The sequence below is a fragment of the Stenotrophomonas sp. YJH_SMC_135 genome (genome assembly GCF_059372355.1).
The window spans coordinates 785,474-804,556 of sequence record NZ_JCAFVN010000003.1 but is presented as its reverse complement, the minus strand read 5'-3'; the positions used below and the strand labels follow the sequence as shown (position 1 = coordinate 804,556).

The window sequence follows — 19,083 nt, the reverse complement described above, 5'->3', positions numbered from 1 at the left end:
GGGCACTACCGGGCGGGGCAGCTGACCGACCGGCACCAGCGTGGCCAGGCTCTGGTAGCTGACAACCTTGGTTGGCATTGCCGGCCAGCGGCCGGAACGACCGGGTGGGGCGGCTGACCGACCTGCACCTGCGTGGCCTGGCCCTGGTAGCTGCCAACCTTGGTTGGCATTGCCGGCCAGCGGCCGGCACGACCGGGCGGGGCGGCTGACTGACCGGCACCAGCGTGGCTTGGCCCTGGTAGCTGCCAACCTTGGTTGGCATTGCCGGCCAGCGGCCGGCACGACCGGGCGGGGCAGCTGACCGGCCTGCACCTGCGTGGCCAGGCCCTGGTAGATGCCAACCTTGGTTGGCATTGCCGGCCAGCGGCCGGCACGACCGGGTGGGGCGGCTGACCGACCTGCACCTGCGTGGCCAGGCTCTGGTAGATGCCAACCTTGGTTGGCATTGCCGGCCAGCGGCCGGCACGACCGGGCGGGGCGGCTGACCGGCCGGTGAAGCCGTCCGTCGGAAAGGTGGCAGCGGACCCCGGAAACCCGGATAATGCACAAAAGCCGGACGGGCCTCCCCGTTCGGCTTTTTCCGTGTCTGGGCCCTCCATCGCCGGCCGCTCCCCGTTTGGAGCCGCCCTCCAGGTGCTGGCCAGCCCCGCCACGGTTTACCCGTCCGCGGCCCCGATGGCCGCAACAAATCGAGGAGCCCGTCATGGGTCAGTCTGTCGTAGTGTTGGGTGCCCAGTGGGGCGATGAAGGCAAGGGCAAGATCGTCGATCTGCTCACTGAGGAAATCGGCGCTGTCGTGCGCTTCCAGGGCGGCCACAACGCCGGCCACACCCTGGTCATCAATGGCAAGAAGACCGTCCTGCACCTGATCCCGTCGGGCATCCTGCGTGACGACGCGCTGTGCCTGATCGGCAACGGCGTGGTGATCTCGCCGGCTGCGCTGCAGAAGGAAATCGCCGAGCTGGAAGCCTCCGGCGTGGAAGTGCGTTCGCGCCTGAAGATCTCCCCGGCCGCGCCGCTGATCATGCCGTACCACATCGCCCTGGACCAGGCGCGCGAGCGCGCAGCCGGTGGCAAGGCGATCGGCACCACCGGCCGCGGCATCGGCCCGGCCTACGAAGACAAGGTGGCGCGTCGCGGCATCCGTATCGCCGACCTGCATTACCCGAAGCAGCTGGAAGAACTGCTGCGCACCGCGCTGGATTACCACAACTTCGTGCTGACCAAGTATCTGAACACCGATGCGGTCGACTTCCAGAAGACCTTCGACGAAGCGCTGGCCTTCGGCGAATACGTGCAGCCGATGAAGTCCGACGTGGCCGGCATCCTGCACGACCTGCGCAAGCAGGGTAAGCGCGTGCTGTTCGAAGGTGCGCAGGGCGCGCTGCTGGACATCGACCACGGCACCTACCCGTACGTCACCAGCTCCAACACCACCGTCGGTGGTGCGCTGGCCGGTTCCGGCGTCGGCGCTGATTCGATCGACTACGTGCTGGGCATCGCCAAGGCCTACGCCACCCGCGTCGGCGGTGGCCCGTTCCCGACCGAGCTGGACGACGAAGTCGGCCAGGGCATTCGTGACCGCGGCGCCGAGTACGGTGCGTCGACCGGCCGCCCGCGTCGTTGTGGCTGGATGGACATCGTCGCGCTGAAGCGCGCCGTGGCCATCAACGGCATCAGCGGCCTGTGCATCACCAAGCTGGACGTGCTGGATGGCATGGAAAAGCTGAAGGTCTGCATCGCCTACGAATACAACGGCAAGCGCACCGAGTACGCGCCGCTGGACGCGCAGGGCTGGGAAGAATGCACCCCGGTGTATCTGGAGTTCCCGGGCTGGAGCGAGAACACCCACGGCATCACCCAGTGGGACGACCTGCCGCCGGCCGCACGCGCCTACCTGCGTTCGCTGGAAGAGCTGGCCGGCTGCCCGATCAGCATCGTCTCCACCGGCCCGGACCGCGACCACACCATGGTCCTGCAGGATCCGTTCGCCTGAGGTGGCGCCGGGCCATGCCCGGCGTTGGTGACAGGAAAAGCCCCGCGCACGCGGGGCTTTTTCGTTACTGTGTGGCCAGGCCAGCGGGGAAGCGACGCGATGACCAGGATGTCAGCGTGAAAGGCGGGACGGTAGTGCGGGTCACCCTGTGGGTGTCGTGGAGCCTGTGGTGCATGGCCGGCCTGGTACTTGTGTTGGGTGCAGCCGCCAATGCCCTGGCTTCGCGCACGCAGACGGTGCCGCTGGTGCTGCGCCCTGGCGCAACCGCCCAGATCACCGTCTACCGCCTCATCGATGACCAGCTTCGGCTGCGCCTGCGCTATGCCGCGGACGGTACAGAGGCTGACCCTGAAGTGCTGCTGCGCATCGAGACTCCCACCGAACATGGAGACTTCCGCGCAGGGGAGCGTTGGGGAGTGGCCGGGCAGGGCATCGACCGCGCGCTGGTATCGGTTGAGTCCAGCGGCCTCATGGCCTCCTACTTTGGTTACGGTCGCGGCGACGCATTGCCACGCGGCCGCTCATGGCTGCGGGTAACCGTGCTGGAGGTGGATCCGGCGCTGGCGGGACGCACTGCAGACATCGAGCTGCAGCCGCCGCTGGGTCTGCTGAAGCTGACCGACCTGGACTACCTCTGGCTGTGGCCGTTCTTTTTCTGGAAGATGGCGGCGCTGTTCCTGCTGATTCCGGGGGCTGCGTTGACTGTCTTCACTGTGGCGTTGCGGCGCCAGCAGCGCCGGGCATCGGTGCCGCCGACTTCAGCAAGGGATAGGGATTGATCGACTCTCCCTTCCACCACTGCTTCTCCGGCCCCAACACATGCACTTCGAAGTGCAGGTGCGGGGCCTCGGCGCTGGCATTGCCGGTGCTGCCGACGTAGCCGATCACATCCCCGCGCTTGATCGCCTGTTTCTCGGCCAGGCCATCGGCATAGCGCTGCAGGTGCGCGTAGTAGTAGCACCAGCGTCCGCTGGGCTCGAACTGGTAGATCGTCAGCCCGCCGCGTTCGCTGTCGAACAGTTTTTCCACCGTGCCATCAGCCACCGCGAGTACGGGAGTACCTGCATCGGCCAGGATGTCGACGGCATCGTGCACGCGGCCTTCGCTGCGTGCATCGGTGAAGGTATCGCGCAGCTGCGAGGCCAGGATGCCCTGCACCGGCAGCAGCAGGCCGGACGGTGCATCCGCAGCCTGCGCGGCCGGCGGCGCGGTGGTGGCGGGTGGGGCCGTTGCGCGTGGCGCTGGTTCGACCACCGGCGCGGCGGACACCGCCGATGGCGCTGCCGGCAGCGAGGCGGCTACCGGCTCACTCCCATCGCGACGCACCCACCAACCTGCCCCCAGTCCCAGCAGTACGCCCAATACGATCAGCTGCGAAAGACGCATGGGCTTACTCCTGCATCACCACGGGCACCGAAGTATCCACTGCGTCGGCCACACGCACCGCATCCCAGTTGGTCATGCGTACGCAGCCATGCGATTCGGTCTTGCCCACGTGGCTGGGTTCGGGTGTGCCATGCAGGCCGTAGTGCGGCTTGGACAGGTCGATCCAGACCCGGCCGACCGGATTGTTCGGGCCCGGTGGCAGCGTCGCCTTCTTTTCGCCCTTGCGCGCATCCCAGAACAACTTCGGGTTGTAGTGGAACGGCGGGTCGCGATACACGCCCAGGATCTTCCATTCGCCGATCGGCAACGGGTCGTGCTGGCTGCCCGACGACACCGGCACCTGCGCGATCAGCTTGCCCTGCGCATCCAGCAACTGCAGGGTGGAGTCGGATTTGTCGACCACGATCTTCGCCGCCTTCGGCAATGCCGCTGGTGCGATGTTGGGCACTTGGATGCGGCTGCCAGCCTTGGTCAGATCCACGCCGGGATTGAGCACCTTCAGCAACTCCGGCGAGGCGTGGAAGCGCTCGCCCAGGGCTTCTTCCACACTGCTGAAACCCAGCGATCTCAGTTTGGCCTGTGCGGTAGGTCCTTTCGGTATGGGCTGGAACGGGCCGGCGACATCCTCGGCAGTCAGCGTGTAGCTGGCCAGCGGCGTGATCGTATCGGCCTGTAGAGCCTTCCAGGTGGCGTCGTCCAGCTCACCCGTTACGGTCAGCCCATGCGCGGCCTGGAAGCCCGCCACCGCGCGTCGCTGGTTGCTGCCCACTTCGCCATCGATCTGGCCAGGCGAGAAATTCGCGCGATCCAGCAGCACCTGGGCGTGCAGGGCGGAGCGCGCTGCGGTGTCCGGGCCGGCCTTCTCGGCAATGGGGGCGGGCAGGTTGGGCGGCGGCACCTGCGCGAAGGCCGGCGACGCCAGCAGCGAGAGTGCGAGCAGGGTGGATCGGGACACAGATGAGGACATTGGGATCTCCAGCAGGTACGCCGCCACCTTGCCCGCAGACGGCGCCGAGCCGCCGTGAAAGGGATCTGATGCCCGCATGAGCAGGCATGTAATTGCGGCCGATTGCCAGCGGCAGGTGCCGCTGGGACGGGGACTCACCAAGGTGAACCGTGGCCGAAGCCACCGATGGAGGGCGATCAAGATTGCCTGCCGTGCCGCCGATAAGGGCGCATCCCCCCGTTTTGGATGTACCGATGAACTACTTGAGGAACGTCAGGGTTGCCTGGCGTCTTGGGCTGGGTTTTGGCCTGTTGCTGCTGCTGGTCGCCGCCGTGGTGGCCACCGGCGCCACTGCCAGTGTCGTGCAGAAGCGCGCGATGCAGCAGGTGGTCGACGTCAGCGTGGCCAAGGTGCGCCTGCTGTCGCAGATGCTCGATGCCAACAACCAGATGATGGTCGTGCGCCGCGAAATGCTGATCCGTCAGGGCGAAGACCGCGGCAGCGACGAGAAGCGCATCGCCGACCTGGTCAAGCGCTATGAGGCCAGCTGGACCGCCTACCAGGCGCTGCCCAGCGATGCCCAAGGCAAGACCATCGCGGAAACCATCGCGGCCAAGCGTGCCGTTGCGCGCCCGCTCAACAAGCAGACCAGCGAACTGATGGAGCAGGGCGATTATCCCGGCGCCGTGGCGCTGACCCTGGGCGCGGTGCAAGAAGCGGCCAACGGCTGGAACAAGGCGCTGTCCGATGGCGTGGACTTCGAGGAGAAGGAAAGCCGTGAAGCTGCCGCCGAAGCGATCCGCCTGGGCGAACGCAGCCTGCTGCAGCTGCTGGTGCTGGGCGGCGTCGCGCTGCTTGCCGGCATCGGCGCCTCGGTGATGATCGGCCGCAGCCTGACCGGCCCGCTGGCGCGCGCGGTGAACCTGGCCGAGCGGCTGTCCAAGGGCCAGCTGGACCAGGAGTTCCGCCTCGGTGGCCGGGATGAGCTGACCCAGCTGGGCGAGGCCATGGCCAGCGTGCGGCAGAGCGTGCAGGCGGCGATCGGCGCGCAGCTGCAGATGGCTGAGCAGCACGAAGCGGGTGCGATCCGCTATCGCATGGACGACAGTGCCTTCCCCGGTGATTTCGGCCGCATGGTGCAGGCCACCAACAGCCTGGTCGAATCGCACGTGCAGGTGGAGCTGCTGATGGCCGAAGTGATGCAGCGTTACGCGATCGGCGACCTCAGCCGTGACCTGCCGGACTACCCGGGCGAGAAGGGCACGCTGACCCGCACTCTGGCCGCGGTAAAGCAGAGCCTGATGGCGATCAACGCGCAGATCGATGAACTGGCCCGTGCGGCTCGCGCCGGCGACTTCAGCATGCGTGGCGATGCTGCTGCGTTCCAGTATCAGTTCAAGGCGATGGTCGAACACCTCAACGGCATGATGGCCAGTTCGCAGGCCAGCATTGCCGATGTTTCCGACGTGCTGCGCGCGATCTCGCACGGTGACCTGACCGCACGCATGGACGGTGAGTACGACGGCGTGTTCGCACGCATGCGCGACGACGCCAATACCACCACCGCGCAGCTGACGGGCATTGTGCGGGGCATCCAGGTGGCTGCCGACAGCATCAACAACGCGGCCCAGGAACTGGCCGCCGGCAACAACGACCTGTCGCGCCGCACGGAGCAGCAGGCGGCCAACCTGGAGGAAGCTGCCGCGTCGATGGAGGAGCTGACCTCCACCGTGCGCCAGAACGCCGAGCTGGCGCGTCAGGCCGACAGCGAAGCGCATGCCGCCGGTGCCGCCGTACGCGAGACCGAGCAGGCGATGGCGCAGATGGCCTCGGTGATGGGTGAGATCGATCAGTCCTCGGCACGCATCTCGGAAATCTCCACCGTTATCGACGGCATCGCGTTCCAGACCAACATCCTGGCACTGAACGCTGCGGTGGAAGCCGCGCGCGCGGGCGAGCAGGGCCGTGGTTTTGCCGTGGTCGCCAGCGAAGTACGCACGCTCGCGCAGCGCGCCGGCGTCGCGGCCAAGGAAATCAAGGAGCTGATCGAAGACGCCGCTGCCAAGGTGAAGAGTGGCCTGGCGGTGACCGTTGAATCGGAAGCAGCGATCGCACGCGTCGCCCAGGCCAGTTCGCGCACCACCCAGCTGATGAGCGACATCGCAGCGGCCAGCAAGGAACAGGCCGCCGGCATCGAGCAGGTCAACCAGGTGGTGGTGCAGATGGACCAGGTGACCCAGCAGAACGCGGCCCTGGTGGAAGAAGCCACCGCGGCGAGCCGCGCGTTGGAGGAGCAGGCACATGCGTTGACCACGTCGGTGGCGGTATTCAAGGTGGAAGGCGCGGCGGTATCTGCTGTGTCCCGTCGCGTAGCCTGAGCGGGCTGCCAGTGCAGCAACAGGAATACGGCCGCCTTGGGCGGCCGTATTTCCATCGCCCGCTCAGGCAGCAGGGAGGATCGCCCTCATTGCTCCAGGACGCTGCCGAGCATGGCCCCAAGCACATACAGGACGCCAAGCGTGGGAGGAATCACCAGAAGGTAGACGGTGATCCAGGTCATTCCGGAAAGCCAGCGTCCCACGCCGATGACGTTGAGTGCTGCGGTCTGCAGCATCACCGGCAGTTGCATGAGGATGTAGGCGCTCTTGGGGTCGCTGTTGGACCGGGCATCGAGCACCAGCCAGGTGGTCAGCGCGAGATAGAGCGCGCATAGGGCAATGCCGGTCCAGCTGAGCCAGCGTGGCTTGCGCATGCCGCCTTCCTCGTCTGTCCGGGGCCATCAGGGTAGCGCCGCGAGCAGCGGCGTGCACTTCCCTGGGTCGAGCCGATAAGCGAAGCTGCGGGGCAGCGAGCCGTGCGAAGGGAGCTGAGAGGTGAGCAATGTGATGAACGCCGTGGTGCTCCCGATCGTGATGCTGCCCGGGCTGGATGGCAGCGGCCTGCTGTCGACATGCTTCGTGGAAGCGATGCAGGACCAGGGGGTTACCGTGCAGGTGCTGCCGCTGCCCATGCACGGGCCACAGGACTACGTTACATTGGCGTCGATCCTGCGCGCGCAGCTTCCCATCTCTCCCTTTGTGCTGCTGGCTGAATCGTTTGCCGGGCCGCTGGCTATCGAACTGGCGGTGGCTTCACCGCCGGGATTGCGCGGATTGATACTGAGTACGACCTTCGCGCGGCGACCGGTGCCGCTGCCAGCGGCGAGCGCACGCTTGCTTGCCCCTGCATGGCCACCGCCGCCGCTGGCGTTGCTGGCCCGGCTTCTGCTGGGGCATTGGCGGACACGCATGAACCTTCGCGAGCTGCGACATGCGATCGCTGCGGTACCGACCGCGATCCTGCGGCAGCGCGCTGCGGCGACACTGCAGATCGATGTCCGCGCGCAGTTGCCGAAGCTCACGCTGCCGACGTTATGCCTGCATGCACGACAGGACCACCTGTTGTGGCCGCCCAGCGTGGCCGAGCTGCAGGTCTTGTTGCCCGATGCCCGGCACGTATCGCTGGAAGGGCCGCATCTACTGCTGCAGGCCCGTGCCGAGGCAGCCGCAGCCGAAGTTGCCGCATGGATGAGGGCGCTCCCCTCCTGATCGAAGACTCAGCCGCGTGCACGCGTGCGCGCGGCTTTCTTCGCCGCCGCCTTGCGCACGGTCTTCTTCGCGGCCCGCGTCTTGGCTGCCTTCTTCGCGGCGGCGCCCCGCGCGGCGGCCGTACCCGCCTTCTTTACCGCTGCCTTCTTCGCCGTCTTCTTTGCGGCCTTCTTTGTCGCGGTCTTGCGAGCCGGTGCCTTCTTCGCCACCGCCTTCTTCGCAGGTGCCTTCTTCGCCGCCTTCGTCTTGGTTGCGGCCTTCTTCGTGGCCGATTTCCTGGCAGGCGCCTTCTTGGCAGCCTTCTTGCTGGTCGCCTTCTTCGCGCCCTTGCGGGCACTGCCGGCGCGCTTGCCGCCGCCGTCCTGCTTGTTCACGGTGGCCCAGGCAATGCGTTCGGCGGTGCCTTCACTCGCGCCGCGATCACGTTCGCTTTCCTCGATGTGCTCGGCCTGGCGCTTCTGCTTTTCGGTGTATGCGGATTTGTCACCACGTGGCATGACGATTCTCCTGTCGTTGTGGTCAGGCCAGCAGGCGCAGCTTGGGCTCGCGCGCCCACTGGCGGGTGGCGGCCGCCGCCAGGAATGCCTTGGCGTCTTCTGCTTCGACGATGCCGGGGTCGTTGCCGACGCGCGCCGCCTTCAGCAGCACCTGGCCGCCCGCGTCGCTGGCGATGGCCTTCAGGTGTGCCCACGCCTGGCTGACGAATTCGACGGCTGCACTCTCTTTCGACAAGGCCTTCGCGGCTTCAAGGCTGAGCACCACGGCTACTGCATCGAACACGGCTGACGGGGTGCCCGCCAGCTGCCCATCTGCCGCCTGCAATGCGCCATCGCTCAGCCTGGCGCCTCCCACTTTTGGCGCGACAAGCTTCACGTCTGCACCTGCCTTCCGGACGGCCTTGCTCAGGCTGGCAATCACGCGCGCGTCGGAGCCTTCGTCGAACAGGATGCCGATGCAGCGACCCTGCAGGGTGGGCTTGTTACGCCCGATCACGCGCACCTCGGGAGCGGGTGGCATGTCCAGCACCGGCGTGGCGGTTGGGGCCGGGTCGGGCAGCGCAAGCAGGGCCAGGCCATCGGCCACGCGCTGCGCCAGCGCGTCATCGATGTTGCGCAGGTGGCTGACGGTGCGCACCCGCACCTTCAGCGTTTCCACCTTGGACAACTCGAACACCAGCGCCGATGCCAGGTGCGCCTGCTCCGGCTTTTCCAGGCTGCGGAAGAACATCCGGGCCTGGCTGTAGTGGTCGGCGAAACTCTCCGCGCGGGTGCGGCCCTTGCGGCCATCGTCGGCGCTGGCATGGCTGCGGAATCCGGCAGGCGTCTCGCGCGGGGTGTCGTCCTGCAGCGAGCTGGGATCGTAGGCGACGCGGCCCTTGGGCACCTGCATCTGCATGTGGCCGTCGCGCTGATGATTGGCAAACGGGCACTTCGGCGCATTCACCGGGATCTGGTGGAAGTTCGGGCCGCCCAGGCGCAGCAGCTGGGTGTCCAGGTAGGAGAACAGGCGGCCCTGCAGCAGCGGGTCGTTGCTGAAGTCGATGCCGGGCGGCACGTTGGCCGGGCAGAACGCCACCTGCTCGGTCTCGGCGAAGAAGTTGTCGGGCCAGCGGTCCAGTACCATGCGCCCGATCACCTGCAACGGCACCAGCGATTCGGGAATGATCTTGGTTGGATCCAGGTGGTCGAACGGGAATGCGTCGGCGTCTTCTTCGGTGAACAGCTGCACCGCCAGCTCCCATTCGGGAAAGTCGCCGCGCTGGATGGCCTCGAACAGGTCGCGGCGATGGAAGTCATTGTCGGCCGATTGCAGTTTCAACGCTTCGTCCCAGACCGTGGACTGAATGCCCAGCTTGGGCCGCCAGTGGAACTTGACGAACGTCGACTCGCCGGCCTCGTTCAGCAGGCGGAAGCTGTGCACACCGAAGCCTTCGATCATCCGCAGCGAACGCGGGATGGCGCGGTCGCTCATCGCCCACATGATCATGTGCATCGATTCGGGCATCAGCGAAATGAAGTCCCAGAACGTGTCATGGGCCGACGCGGCCTGCGGGAAGGCGCGGTCCGGCTCCATCTTCACTGCGTGCACCAGATCCGGAAACTTCATCGCGTCCTGGATGAAGAACACCGGGATGTTGTTGCCGACCAGATCCCAGTTGCCCTCCTTGGTGTAGAACTTGACCGCAAAGCCGCGCACGTCGCGCGGGGTATCCACCGAGCCTGCGCCACCGGCCACGGTCGAGAAGCGGGTGAATACCGGCGTCTTCACGCCGACCTCGGTCAGGATGCGTGCGCGGGTATGGGCTGCCAGTGATCGGGTCAGCTCGAAGTAGCCGTGTGCTGCGCTGCCACGTGCGTGCACGATGCGCTCGGGAATGCGTTCGTGATCGAAGTGGGTGATCTTCTCGCGCAGGATGAAGTCCTCCAGCAGCGTGGGCCCCCGAGGTCCCTGCCGCAGAGAGTTCTGGTTGTCCGCCACCGGAATGCCCTGGTCGGTGGTCATTGCCGGATGGCTGCCCCCGGCCTGCTGGTGCAGTTCATCGCCATCGCCCCGGCGGTGGCTTTCGGCAGGGACGGTTGCGGGCTTGCCGGTCGGCTTGCTGGCGGCCATGGACGTTGGCTCCGGATCATCAAAAGGAACCACGACACTGGAACCAGCCCCGTTAAACCACGGTCCGGCAAAGGTGAACGTACGGGCAAAAGCAGGCTCGGGTATGCTTGCCGCATGCGAGTCGAGCCCGCCGACATCGAAGCCCTGTTCGACGCCATCCCGGATGTGCTGTTCTTCATCAAGGACCGCCAGGGGCGTTACACCCACGTCAACCAGACCATGCTGCGGCGGCTGGGTCTGCGCGCGCGCAAGGACGTGATCGGGCGTACGGCGGCCGAAATCTACCCGACCGGCCTCAGTGCGGACTACGTTGACCAGGACGCCCGCGTGCTGTCCGGTGAGGTGATCGAGAACCTGATGGAGCTGCACCTGTTCGCCAACCGCGAACCGGGCTGGTGCCTGACCTGCAAGCGCCCGCTGGTGGTCGACGGGGCCATCGAGGGCCTGATCGGCATTTCCCGCGACCTTGGCCAGAAGGACAGCCTCGGCACCCAGTACGAGCAGCTGCGGCTGGCGCTGGCCCACCTCAACGCGCACTACGCCGAGAACGTGCGCATGCAGACCCTGCTGGACATCACCGGCTTTTCGCTGTCCAAGCTGGAGCGCAGCTTCCGCAAGGTGTTCCAGATGACCCCGCAGCAGGTGCTGACCCGGCTGCGGATCCAGATGGCCATGCATCTGCTGCATGGCGACGACAGCATCGCCTGCATCGGCCAGGCCTGCGGTTTCAGCGACCAGAGTGCCTTCACCCGCAAGTTCAAGGCTGAAACCGGTTTCTCGCCGCGTGCCTATCGTGCCCGTATCGGTGGGAACGTCGGCGAGCCGGCGCTGGCCTGAGCGGCCTGCTGCGCTGTGCCTATCCCCGTGGGCACGGGACAGGGTAAGGTGTCGCCCCTGTAGCCCGCCGCCAGCCCCGCCGATGCCCAACTCGATTCCGACCGCTTCGCCGTCCCGCCTCGGACATTCGCTCAAGCCCCGCCAGCTGATCATGATGGGCCTGGGCAGCGCCATCGGCGCCGGGCTGTTCCTCGGCTCGGGCGTGGGTGTGCAGGCGGCCGGTCCGGCGGTCTTGGTGTCGTATCTGGTCGCCGGAGCGCTGGTGATCATCGTGATGAACGCTCTGGGCGAGATGGCGGCGGCCAAACCGACCAGCGGCGCGTTCTCGGTGTATGCAGCCGACGCCATGGGGGCTACCGCCGGTGCCACCGTGGGCTGGCTGTGGTGGGTGCAGCTGGTGATCGTGATCGCCGCCGAAGCAGTGGGTGCGGCCGGGCTGCTGGCCACGGTCTGGCCGGCGATACCGGTACCGATGGCGGCGTTGGCGTTCATGCTGTTCTTCACCGCGATCAACCTGCTCGGAGTGAAGAACTTCGGCGAGTTCGAATTCTGGTTCGCCATCCTCAAGGTCGCGGCGATCCTGGCGTTCATCGCCATTGGCGTGGCGCTGCTGATGGGATGGCTGCCGCAGGTGACCTCCCCGGGCCTGAGCAACTTCACCGAACACGGTGGTTTTGCGCCGAAGGGCCTGGCCGGGATCGGCGCGGCGCTGCTGGTGGTGGTGTTCGCCTTCGGCGGCACCGAGATCGTGGCCGTGGCGGCGGCCGAAACCGAAGACCCCGAGCGCAGCATTGCCCGTGCCATCCGCACCGTGGCCTGGCGCATCCTGGTGTTCTACATCGGCTCGCTGAGCGTGATCATCGCCGTGGTGCCGTGGACCAGCGAGGCGCTGAAGTCGCCGTTCGCCGCCGTGCTGGACATCGCCCGCATCCCGGGCGCGGGCACCGCCATCACCCTGATCGCCGTGATCGCGCTGCTGTCGGCGCTCAATGCCAACCTCTACGGCGCCTCGCGCATGATGTATTCGCTGGCGCAGCGTCGCGAAGCGCCGGCCGTGCTTGGCTGGACCGACCCGCGCCAGGTGCCGGTGATCGCCGTGCTGGCCAGCGTGCTGTTCGGCTTTGCCGCCACGGTAATGGAACTGCTGTTCCCGGACCGGGTGCTGCCAGTGCTGCTGAACATCGTCGGTTCCACCTGCCTGCTGGTGTGGACGCTGTCGCTGGTCTCGCAGCTGGTGCTGCGTCGTCGCGCGGATCGTCTGGGTACCCGACTGCCGTTCCGCATGGCCGGTTTCCCGTGGCTGACCTGCTGTGCACTGGCGATCCTTGCGCTGATCTTCGGCCTGCTGCTGAGTGAGTCGCACACCCGCCTGCAGTTCCTGTCGATGGTGGCGTTGACCGCCACGATCGCCGCCAGCAGTGCCATCGCGCGGCGCATGCGCCAGGCGTGATTCTGTAGAGCCGACCCTGCGGTCGGCTGCTGTTTGCGCGATCGCCAGCCGAGCATGGGCTCGGCTCTACAACAGGCACACATTCCGCGTGGCACTGTACAGGTAGGCCGTCATCGGCCCGTCGACCAGGAGTACCGCATGCTGCGCAGCCGTCCCTTCCTGATGTTCACCGGCCAGGCCGAGGCCGCGCTGGCCCTGTACGCCGAAGCCTTTGCCGATTTCCGGCTGCTGGCCCTGCAACGCCATCCCGAGGGGGCCGGCGCCGGCGTGCCGGGGCAGGTCCGCCAGGCCATCTTCCTGCTCGGTGGCACCCACTACCTGTGCTTCGACAGCCTGGACGTGCACGATTTCACCTTCTCGCCGTCGATCTCGCTGTTCGTCGAGTGTTCCGGTGCCGAGCAGTTCGAGCGCGCGGCACGCGTGCTGGGTGAGGGCGGCCATTGGTTGATGCCGGTGGGCGACTATGACTTCAGCAATCGCTACGGCTGGGTGCAGGACCGCTTTGGCGTGTCGTGGCAGTTGAGCCTGGGGCAGATGCCGGACCCGTGATCGGATGCTTGTGGGTGTGGGCCTTGGTCCACACGCCCCATGAAAACGGCCCGCTTGCGCGGGCCGTTTTCTTTACCGATGCAGTGAGGAATCACGCCTCGACTTCATCATCCTTGTAGGCATCGACCGGGATGCAGGCGCACATCACGTTCTTGTCGCCGTACACATTGTCGACACGCGCCACCGGCGGCCAGTATTTGCTCTGCTTCAGGCTGGCCAGCGGGAAGGCGGCCAGTTCACGCGGGTAGGCGTGGGTCCACTCGCTGGCGGTCACTGCGGTGGCAGTGTGCGGCGCGTTCTTCAGCGGGTTGTCCTCGCGGTCCAGGCGGCCGTCTTCGATCGCGGTGATCTCCTCGCGGATCTGGATCATCGCGTTGATGAAGCGATCCAGTTCGTGCAGCGATTCGCTTTCGGTCGGCTCCACCATCAGCGTGCCGGCCACCGGGAAGCTCAGGGTCGGGGCATGGAAGCCGAAGTCGATCAGGCGCTTGGCCACGTCCTCGGCACCGATGCCGCTGGTCTTCTCCAGCGGGCGCACGTCCAGGATGCACTCGTGCGCCACCAGGCCGTTGCGGCCGGTGTACAGGGTCTTGAAGTGCGGGGCCAGGCGCTTGGCGATGTAGTTGGCGTTGAGCTGCGCGACCTGGGTGGCCTTGCGCAGGCCGTCGCGGCCCATCATCGCGATGTACATCCAGCTGATCGGCAGGATCGAGGCGCTGCCGAAGCTGGCCGCGCTGACCATGCCGACCGGGCCGTTGTCACCCAGCTTGCCCGGCAGGAACGGGGCCAGGTGCTCCTTGACCGCGCACGGGCCGACGCCCGGGCCGCCACCGCCGTGCGGGATGCAGAAGGTCTTGTGCAGGTTCAGGTGCGAAACGTCCGACCCCCACTTGCCCGGCTTGGCCACGCCGACCAGGGCATTCATGTTGGCACCGTCGGTGTACACCTGGCCGCCGTGCTTGTGGATGATCTCGCAGATCTCCACCACCTCTTCCTCGAACACGCCGTGCGTGGACGGGTAGGTCATCATGATCGCGGCCAGGCGGTCGCTGTACTTCTCGGCGTTGAGGCGGATGTCCTCGACGTCGACGTTGCCGTTGGCATCGGTCTTGGTCACCACCACCTTCATGCCGCACATCTGCGCCGAGGCCGGGTTGGTGCCGTGCGCCGAATCCGGGATCAGGCAGATGTCGCGGTGGCCTTCGCCGCGCGAGCGGTGGTAGGCGCGGATCGCCAGCAGGCCGGCGTACTCGCCCTGCGCGCCGGAGTTCGGCTGCAGGCTGACCGCGTCATAGCCGGTGCATTCCACCAGCATCGCTTCCAGCGTGTCGATGAGTTCCTTGTAGCCCAGCGCCTGGTCGGCCGGCACCAGCGGGTGGATCTGCGAGAACTCCGGCCAGGTCACCGGGATCATCTCGGCGGTGGCGTTGAGCTTCATGGTGCACGAGCCCAGCGGGATCATCGTGCGGTCCATCGCCAGGTCCTTGTCGGCCAGCGAGCGCAGGTAGCGCAGCAGTTCGTGCTCGCTGTGGTGGGTGTTGAACACCGGATGGGTCAGGAATGCGGACTGGCGCAGCAGGCCGGCCGGCAGTGCGTCGGCGGTGCTGGCATCCAGCGCATCGATGTCGGCCTGCGCGCCGAACACGGCGGCCAGCGCGACCACGTCGCCGCGGGTGGCGGTCTCGTCCAGGCTGATGCCGACCGAGTCGCTGTCGATCGCACGCAGGTTGTAACCGGCGGCGCGTGCCTTGGCGTGGATCTCATCGGCATGCACGCCGGTGATGTGCAGCGTATCGAAGAAGTCGCCACCGACCTGCACGCCGGCCTCGCGCAGCGCGGCGGCCAGGATCGAGGCCAGGCGGTGGGTACGCCGGGCGATGCGGGTCAGGCCTTCCGGGCCGTGGTACACGGCATACATCGAGGCCATCACCGCCAGCAGCACCTGTGCGGTACAGATGTTGGAGGTGGCCTTCTCGCGGCGGATGTGCTGCTCGCGGGTCTGCAGGGTCAGGCGGTAGGCCGGGTTGCCCTGGGCATCGACCGAGACGCCGATCAGGCGGCCCGGCATCGAGCGCTTGTAGGCGTCGCGGCAGGCCATGAATGCGGCGTGCGGGCCGCCGAAGCCGAACGGCACGCCGAAACGCTGGCTGTTGCCGACCACGATGTCCGCACCCCATTCGCCCGGGGCGGCCAGCAGGGTCAGCGCCAGCAGGTCGGTGGCCACGGCCACCAGGCCGCCGCGCGCGTGCACGGCCTCGACCAGCGCCTTGTAGTCGCCGATCTGGCCGAAGGTGTCCGGGTACTGCAGCAGCAGGCCGAAGGCTTCTGCTTCCAGTGCCTCGGCCGGGGTGCCGACGCGCAGCACGATGCCCATGGGCTCGGCGCGGGTACGCAGCAGTTCCAGGGTCTGCGGGTGCACGGCGTCGTGCACGAAGAAGGTGTCCGACTTCGACTTGGCAGAACGCTTGGCCAGGGTCATCGCTTCAGCTGCGGCGGTGGCTTCGTCCAGCAGCGAGGCGTTGGCGATTTCCATGCCGGTGAGGTCGGCGCACAGGGTCTGGAAGTTGATCAGCGCTTCCATGCGGCCCTGCGAGATCTCGGCCTGGTACGGGGTGTAGGCGGTGTACCAGGCCGGGTTTTCCAGGATGTTGCGCAGGATCACGTTCGGCGTGTGGGTACCGTAGTAGCCCTGGCCGATGAAGCTGCGCAGCACGGTGTTCTTGTCGGCGATCGCACGGATCTTCGCCAGTGCCTGCACTTCGGTCATCGATTCCGGCAGTGCCAGCGGCGCCGGCGACTTGATCTTGGCCGGTACGATGGCATCGGTCATCGCATCCAGCGACGCGTGGCCGACGACGTCGAGCATCTGCGCGATCTCGGCATCGTTGGGGCCGATGTGGCGCTCGACGAACGCATTGTGGTGCTCGAGCTCACGCAGGGAAGGGGTGTTCTGGGACATGGCGAAGGATCCGTCAGGAAAGGGCACACGCACGGGCACAAGCCGCCGGTCGGCGGTCTGCGGGGCGCCCCTCTGTCCTTTTGCCTGAGAGTTTGGAAGCGCGGAAAACCGCGGCTTCGTGCCCCTTCGGCGCCGGATCGAACCGGTCTCTCCAGAGTTGTGTTACGGGTGGTATCGGGCCTGAGCGATTACGGGCGTTGCGCCTTCGGCAGCGGTGTTCCGCTTCTCCCACCGTGTTGCCCGCCGATTATAGCCCGTTGCGGGCCCGCCAGCCGCCTGCGGGCCCGGCCGCGGCGCCTGAATGGCCGATGGCCCGCCCGTGCGTTTTGTGCACTGCTGCATGGCATCAGGCGCAATCCCCACCTATGATGGGCGGATACCCGAATTCATCTGGCGCCGTCCCTGCTGCAGGGGACTGGCGCCCGCCGTGCGTGCCGCGCATGGCCCTGCCGGACGCCTTCTCCATGACCGCCGCTGTTGCTCCTTCCACCCGCCGCATGGCCCTGCTGCTCGCCGGCCTGGCCATGTTCGGTCCGTTCTCGATCGACACCATCTTCCCCGCGTTCCCGCAGCTGGCCCAGCGCCTGGCGGTGGACGAGGTGGCGGTGCAGCAGACCATCAGCGTGTACCTGCTGTTCTACGGCCTGATGAGCCTGGCACACGGCCCGCTGTCCGATGCCTGGGGCCGCAAGCGGGTGATCCTCGGCGGCCTGGTGGTGTTCGTGGGCGCCTCGGTCGGCTGTGCGCTGTCCACCGATCTGACCACGCTGCTGGGGTTCCGCGCCCTGCAGGGCCTGTCCGCAGGCGTCGGCATGATCGTCGGCCGCGCGGTGATCCGCGACCTGTACCACGGTCACGACGCGCAGCGGCTGATGAGCCAGGTGTCGATGCTGTTCGGCATCGCCCCGGCGATCGCGCCGATCATCGGTGGCTGGATCCTGCTCAGCGGTGCTGGCTGGCCGCTGATCTTCTGGTTCCTGGTGGTGTTCGCACTGGTTCTGCTGGCGGCCACCGCCCGCTACCTGCCGGAGACCCATCCGCTCGAAGCGCGCGTTCCGTTGTCGCCGCGGGTGCTGATGCGTGATTACGTGCGCATCGGTTTCAATCCGCGCTTCCTGCGCCTGGCGCTGGCCGGCAGCATCGGTTTCGGTGGCATCTTCCTGTACATCTCCTCGGCACCGGTGTTCGTGATGCAACACCTGCACCTGGGCGAGGGCGGTTTCGCCTGGCTGTTCATCCCCACCATCGGCGGCATGACCACCGGCTCGTTCCTGTCCGGGCGCATGGCCGGGCACACCACGCCCACCCGCCAGGTATCCATTGGTTTCGGCCTGTGCGCGCTGTCGGTGCTGCTGAACGTCGGCTACGTGGCGCTGGCGCCGCAGTTCGTGCTGCCGTGGGCGGTGCTGCCGATCTTCCTGGGTGGCATGGGCATGGCGCTGATCTTCCCGATCCTGGCGCTGGCGGTGCTGGACATGTACCCGCACCAGCGCGGCCTGGCCTCGTCGCTGCAGGCCTTCGTGCAGCTGATGATCAGCACCGTGGTGGCCGGCGTGGTGTCGCCGCTGCTCAGCGCCAGCCCGCTGCACCTGGCGTTGGGCGAGGCTGGGTTCTTCGGCGCCGGCTTCGTGTTCTGGTACTGGGAACACCGGCGCGAACGCGCGGCGCAGGCAGCCTGCACGGGTCACTGAGCAGCGCGCAGGGGTAGGGCGGGCCGTGGCGCCCGCAACGCTTGCGGCGGGAAACCGCCGGACTAGGCTGGGCACTCCAGCCAGCCGGTGCACAGGTGCACGACAGCCAGCCGATCCACTGTCGTTGCATGAGGTTCCCCATGGCTGCGCAGCAGACCTACCGCCTGTTCGAGGTGGCGCTGAAGGAGCGCCGCGTTCTTTCCCCTTCCCTGGACCGCATGGTGTTCACCGGTGCCGACGTGGCGCGGATGACGACCGGAGGGCCGGACCAGCGCATCAAGGTGTTCTTCCCCTTGCCCGGCCAGGAGGCGCCGCAGGTCCCCAGCGGCGAGGACTGGTACCCACGCTATCGGGCCCTGCCGGACGATCAGCGCCCGCCGATGCGCACCTACACCCTCCGCCAGCTGCGTGCAGAGCAGGGCGAGGTCGATGTTGATTTCGTGCTGCATGGCGAGACCGGGCCGGCCTCGCGATGGGCCATCCATGCACGGCCGGGCGACCGCGTGGTGCTGCTGGCCCCGGATGCCGACTGCGCCGACAGCAGCGAGGGCTGGGAATGGAAGCCGCCGGCCGGCGTTGGCCAGGTGCTGCTGGTGGCTGACGAGACCGCGCTGCCGGCAGTGGCCGGGATTCTCGAGGAACTGGCGGCCAGGGTGGATCCGCCGCGTACGCTGGCCCTGCTGGAAGTGGCGCAGGCCGGTGATGCGGTTCGCCTGAAGGCGCCGGCCACGGCCGAGCTGGTCTGGTTGCCGCGCGGGCAGGCGGCGTACGGGGCGCCTCTGTTGCAGGCGGTGCAGGCGCGCCTGGCCGCCTCGAGCGTGGTCGCTGGCGAAGAACTGGAAGAGATCGACGTTGACGCGCAGATTCTCTGGGAACAGGCCGATGCCAGCGTGGCCGGGCCGCTGTATGCCTGGGTGGCAGGCGAGGCGGGAGCGGTGATGGCGATCCGTCGCCATCTGGTCCGCGAGTGCGGGCTGGACCGCCGCACGATCACCTTCATGGGTTACTGGCGGCACGGCAAGGTGCTGGACTGACCTTGCTGGATCGAGCGCGCGTGAAGCGGTGCTGCGCG

15 protein-coding genes and 1 riboswitch are annotated in these 19,083 nt (G+C 67.2%); of the genes, 9 read left to right on the top strand and 6 right to left on the bottom strand.

The genetic code is table 11. The annotated features are described in order from the left end of the window. Positions 1 to 703: 703 nt before the first annotated feature. Positions 704 to 1,996, top strand: coding sequence for an adenylosuccinate synthase (locus tag AC5P98_RS14720; protein ID WP_014648029.1), 1,293 nt, complete (start codon positions 704 to 706; stop codon positions 1,994 to 1,996). Positions 1,997 to 2,112: 116 nt separating this feature from the next. Further along, positions 2,113 to 2,775 (top strand): hypothetical protein, encoded by a 663-nt coding sequence (locus AC5P98_RS14715; protein ID WP_049407584.1) that lies wholly within the window; start codon positions 2,113 to 2,115, stop codon positions 2,773 to 2,775. Here the strand turns inward: AC5P98_RS14715 and AC5P98_RS14710 are convergent. Next, positions 2,705 to 3,382 (bottom strand): M23 family metallopeptidase, encoded by a 678-nt coding sequence (locus AC5P98_RS14710; protein ID WP_049407582.1) that lies wholly within the window; start codon positions 3,380 to 3,382, stop codon positions 2,705 to 2,707. The genes AC5P98_RS14715 and AC5P98_RS14710 overlap by 71 nt on opposite strands. Before the next feature lie 4 nt (positions 3,383 to 3,386). After that, positions 3,387 to 4,349 carry a L,D-transpeptidase family protein gene (locus tag AC5P98_RS14705; protein WP_049407580.1) on the bottom strand — a complete coding sequence of 321 codons (963 nt, stop codon included), beginning with the start codon at positions 4,347 to 4,349 and terminating at the stop codon, positions 3,387 to 3,389. Between the two features lie 233 nt (positions 4,350 to 4,582). Between AC5P98_RS14705 and AC5P98_RS14700 the strand changes: the two genes are divergently transcribed. Further along, on the top strand, positions 4,583 to 6,706 hold the full coding sequence (locus tag AC5P98_RS14700; RefSeq protein WP_049407579.1) for a methyl-accepting chemotaxis protein: 2,124 nt from the start codon (positions 4,583 to 4,585) through the stop codon (positions 6,704 to 6,706). An 86-nt stretch (positions 6,707 to 6,792) separates the two neighbouring features. Here AC5P98_RS14700 and AC5P98_RS14695 read toward each other — a convergent pair whose 3' ends face one another. Next, on the bottom strand, positions 6,793 to 7,080 hold the full coding sequence (locus tag AC5P98_RS14695) for a hypothetical protein (protein ID WP_032960023.1): 288 nt from the start codon (positions 7,078 to 7,080) through the stop codon (positions 6,793 to 6,795). A 133-nt stretch (positions 7,081 to 7,213) separates the two neighbouring features. Here AC5P98_RS14695 and AC5P98_RS14690 point away from each other — a divergent pair, with 133 nt between their 5' ends. Beyond that, positions 7,214 to 7,915 (top strand): alpha/beta fold hydrolase, encoded by a 702-nt coding sequence (locus AC5P98_RS14690; RefSeq protein WP_049407586.1) that lies wholly within the window; start codon positions 7,214 to 7,216, stop codon positions 7,913 to 7,915. 8 nt (positions 7,916 to 7,923) lie between these two features. On the opposite strand, the gene AC5P98_RS14685 is transcribed toward AC5P98_RS14690, so the two are convergent. After that, positions 7,924 to 8,412 carry a hypothetical protein gene (locus AC5P98_RS14685; protein WP_049407577.1) on the bottom strand — a complete coding sequence of 163 codons (489 nt, stop codon included), beginning with the start codon at positions 8,410 to 8,412 and terminating at the stop codon, positions 7,924 to 7,926. A 22-nt stretch (positions 8,413 to 8,434) separates the two neighbouring features. After that, positions 8,435 to 10,525 carry a catalase gene (locus AC5P98_RS14680; protein ID WP_495230076.1) on the bottom strand — a complete coding sequence of 697 codons (2,091 nt, stop codon included), beginning with the start codon at positions 10,523 to 10,525 and terminating at the stop codon, positions 8,435 to 8,437. A 114-nt stretch (positions 10,526 to 10,639) separates the two neighbouring features. Here AC5P98_RS14680 and AC5P98_RS14675 point away from each other — a divergent pair, with 114 nt between their 5' ends. From AC5P98_RS14675 to AC5P98_RS14665, 3 genes are all read left to right on the top strand, one after another. Then, positions 10,640 to 11,362: an AraC family transcriptional regulator gene (locus AC5P98_RS14675; RefSeq protein ID WP_014038112.1), complete on the top strand. Its 723-nt coding sequence runs from the start codon at positions 10,640 to 10,642 to the stop codon at positions 11,360 to 11,362. A gap of 82 nt (positions 11,363 to 11,444) precedes the next feature. Further along, on the top strand, positions 11,445 to 12,812 hold the full coding sequence (locus AC5P98_RS14670; protein WP_014648020.1) for an amino acid permease: 1,368 nt from the start codon (positions 11,445 to 11,447) through the stop codon (positions 12,810 to 12,812). 138 nt (positions 12,813 to 12,950) lie between these two features. After that, complete coding sequence (locus AC5P98_RS14665) at positions 12,951 to 13,361, top strand: VOC family protein (protein WP_005418291.1); 411 nt, start codon at positions 12,951 to 12,953, stop codon at positions 13,359 to 13,361. Between the two features lie 91 nt (positions 13,362 to 13,452). Here the strand turns inward: AC5P98_RS14665 and gcvP are convergent, their stop codons facing one another. Then, complete coding sequence (gcvP, locus tag AC5P98_RS14660) at positions 13,453 to 16,320, bottom strand: aminomethyl-transferring glycine dehydrogenase (RefSeq protein ID WP_014648019.1); 2,868 nt, start codon at positions 16,318 to 16,320, stop codon at positions 13,453 to 13,455. Positions 16,321 to 16,382: 62 nt separating this feature from the next. Then, positions 16,383 to 16,485: riboswitch (glycine riboswitch) on the bottom strand. Positions 16,486 to 16,784: 299 nt separating this feature from the next. Here gcvP and AC5P98_RS14655 point away from each other — a divergent pair. Next, positions 16,785 to 18,011: a multidrug effflux MFS transporter gene (locus AC5P98_RS14655; RefSeq protein ID WP_495230075.1), complete on the top strand. Its 1,227-nt coding sequence runs from the start codon at positions 16,785 to 16,787 to the stop codon at positions 18,009 to 18,011. 140 nt (positions 18,012 to 18,151) lie between these two features. Next, the gene (locus AC5P98_RS14650; protein ID WP_032960029.1) at positions 18,152 to 19,045 is read left to right on the top strand and encodes a siderophore-interacting protein; all 894 of its coding nucleotides are present in this window, start codon (positions 18,152 to 18,154) and stop codon (positions 19,043 to 19,045) included. Positions 19,046 to 19,083: the final 38 nt, after the last annotated feature.

Excerpts from the sequence above, each read along its gene's own strand:
- AC5P98_RS14720 (WP_014648029.1), top strand. The coding sequence starts at position 704 with ATGGGTCAGTCTGTCGTAGTGTTGGGTGCCCAGTGGGGCGATGAAGGC.
- AC5P98_RS14710 (WP_049407582.1), bottom strand. The coding sequence starts at position 3,382 with ATGCGTCTTTCGCAGCTGATCGTATTGGGCGTACTGCTGGGACTGGGG.
- AC5P98_RS14705 (WP_049407580.1), bottom strand. The coding sequence starts at position 4,349 with ATGTCCTCATCTGTGTCCCGATCCACCCTGCTCGCACTCTCGCTGCTG.
- AC5P98_RS14700 (WP_049407579.1), top strand. The coding sequence starts at position 4,583 with ATGAACTACTTGAGGAACGTCAGGGTTGCCTGGCGTCTTGGGCTGGGT.
- AC5P98_RS14695 (WP_032960023.1), bottom strand. The coding sequence starts at position 7,080 with ATGCGCAAGCCACGCTGGCTCAGCTGGACCGGCATTGCCCTATGCGCG.
- AC5P98_RS14690 (WP_049407586.1), top strand. The coding sequence starts at position 7,214 with ATGAACGCCGTGGTGCTCCCGATCGTGATGCTGCCCGGGCTGGATGGC.
- AC5P98_RS14685 (WP_049407577.1), bottom strand. The coding sequence starts at position 8,412 with ATGCCACGTGGTGACAAATCCGCATACACCGAAAAGCAGAAGCGCCAG.
- AC5P98_RS14680 (WP_495230076.1), bottom strand. The coding sequence starts at position 10,525 with ATGGCCGCCAGCAAGCCGACCGGCAAGCCCGCAACCGTCCCTGCCGAA.
- AC5P98_RS14675 (WP_014038112.1), top strand. The coding sequence starts at position 10,640 with ATGCGAGTCGAGCCCGCCGACATCGAAGCCCTGTTCGACGCCATCCCG.
- AC5P98_RS14670 (WP_014648020.1), top strand. The coding sequence starts at position 11,445 with ATGCCCAACTCGATTCCGACCGCTTCGCCGTCCCGCCTCGGACATTCG.
- AC5P98_RS14665 (WP_005418291.1), top strand. The coding sequence starts at position 12,951 with ATGCTGCGCAGCCGTCCCTTCCTGATGTTCACCGGCCAGGCCGAGGCC.
- gcvP (WP_014648019.1), bottom strand. The coding sequence starts at position 16,320 with ATGTCCCAGAACACCCCTTCCCTGCGTGAGCTCGAGCACCACAATGCG.
- AC5P98_RS14655 (WP_495230075.1), top strand. The coding sequence starts at position 16,785 with ATGACCGCCGCTGTTGCTCCTTCCACCCGCCGCATGGCCCTGCTGCTC.
- AC5P98_RS14650 (WP_032960029.1), top strand. The coding sequence starts at position 18,152 with ATGGCTGCGCAGCAGACCTACCGCCTGTTCGAGGTGGCGCTGAAGGAG.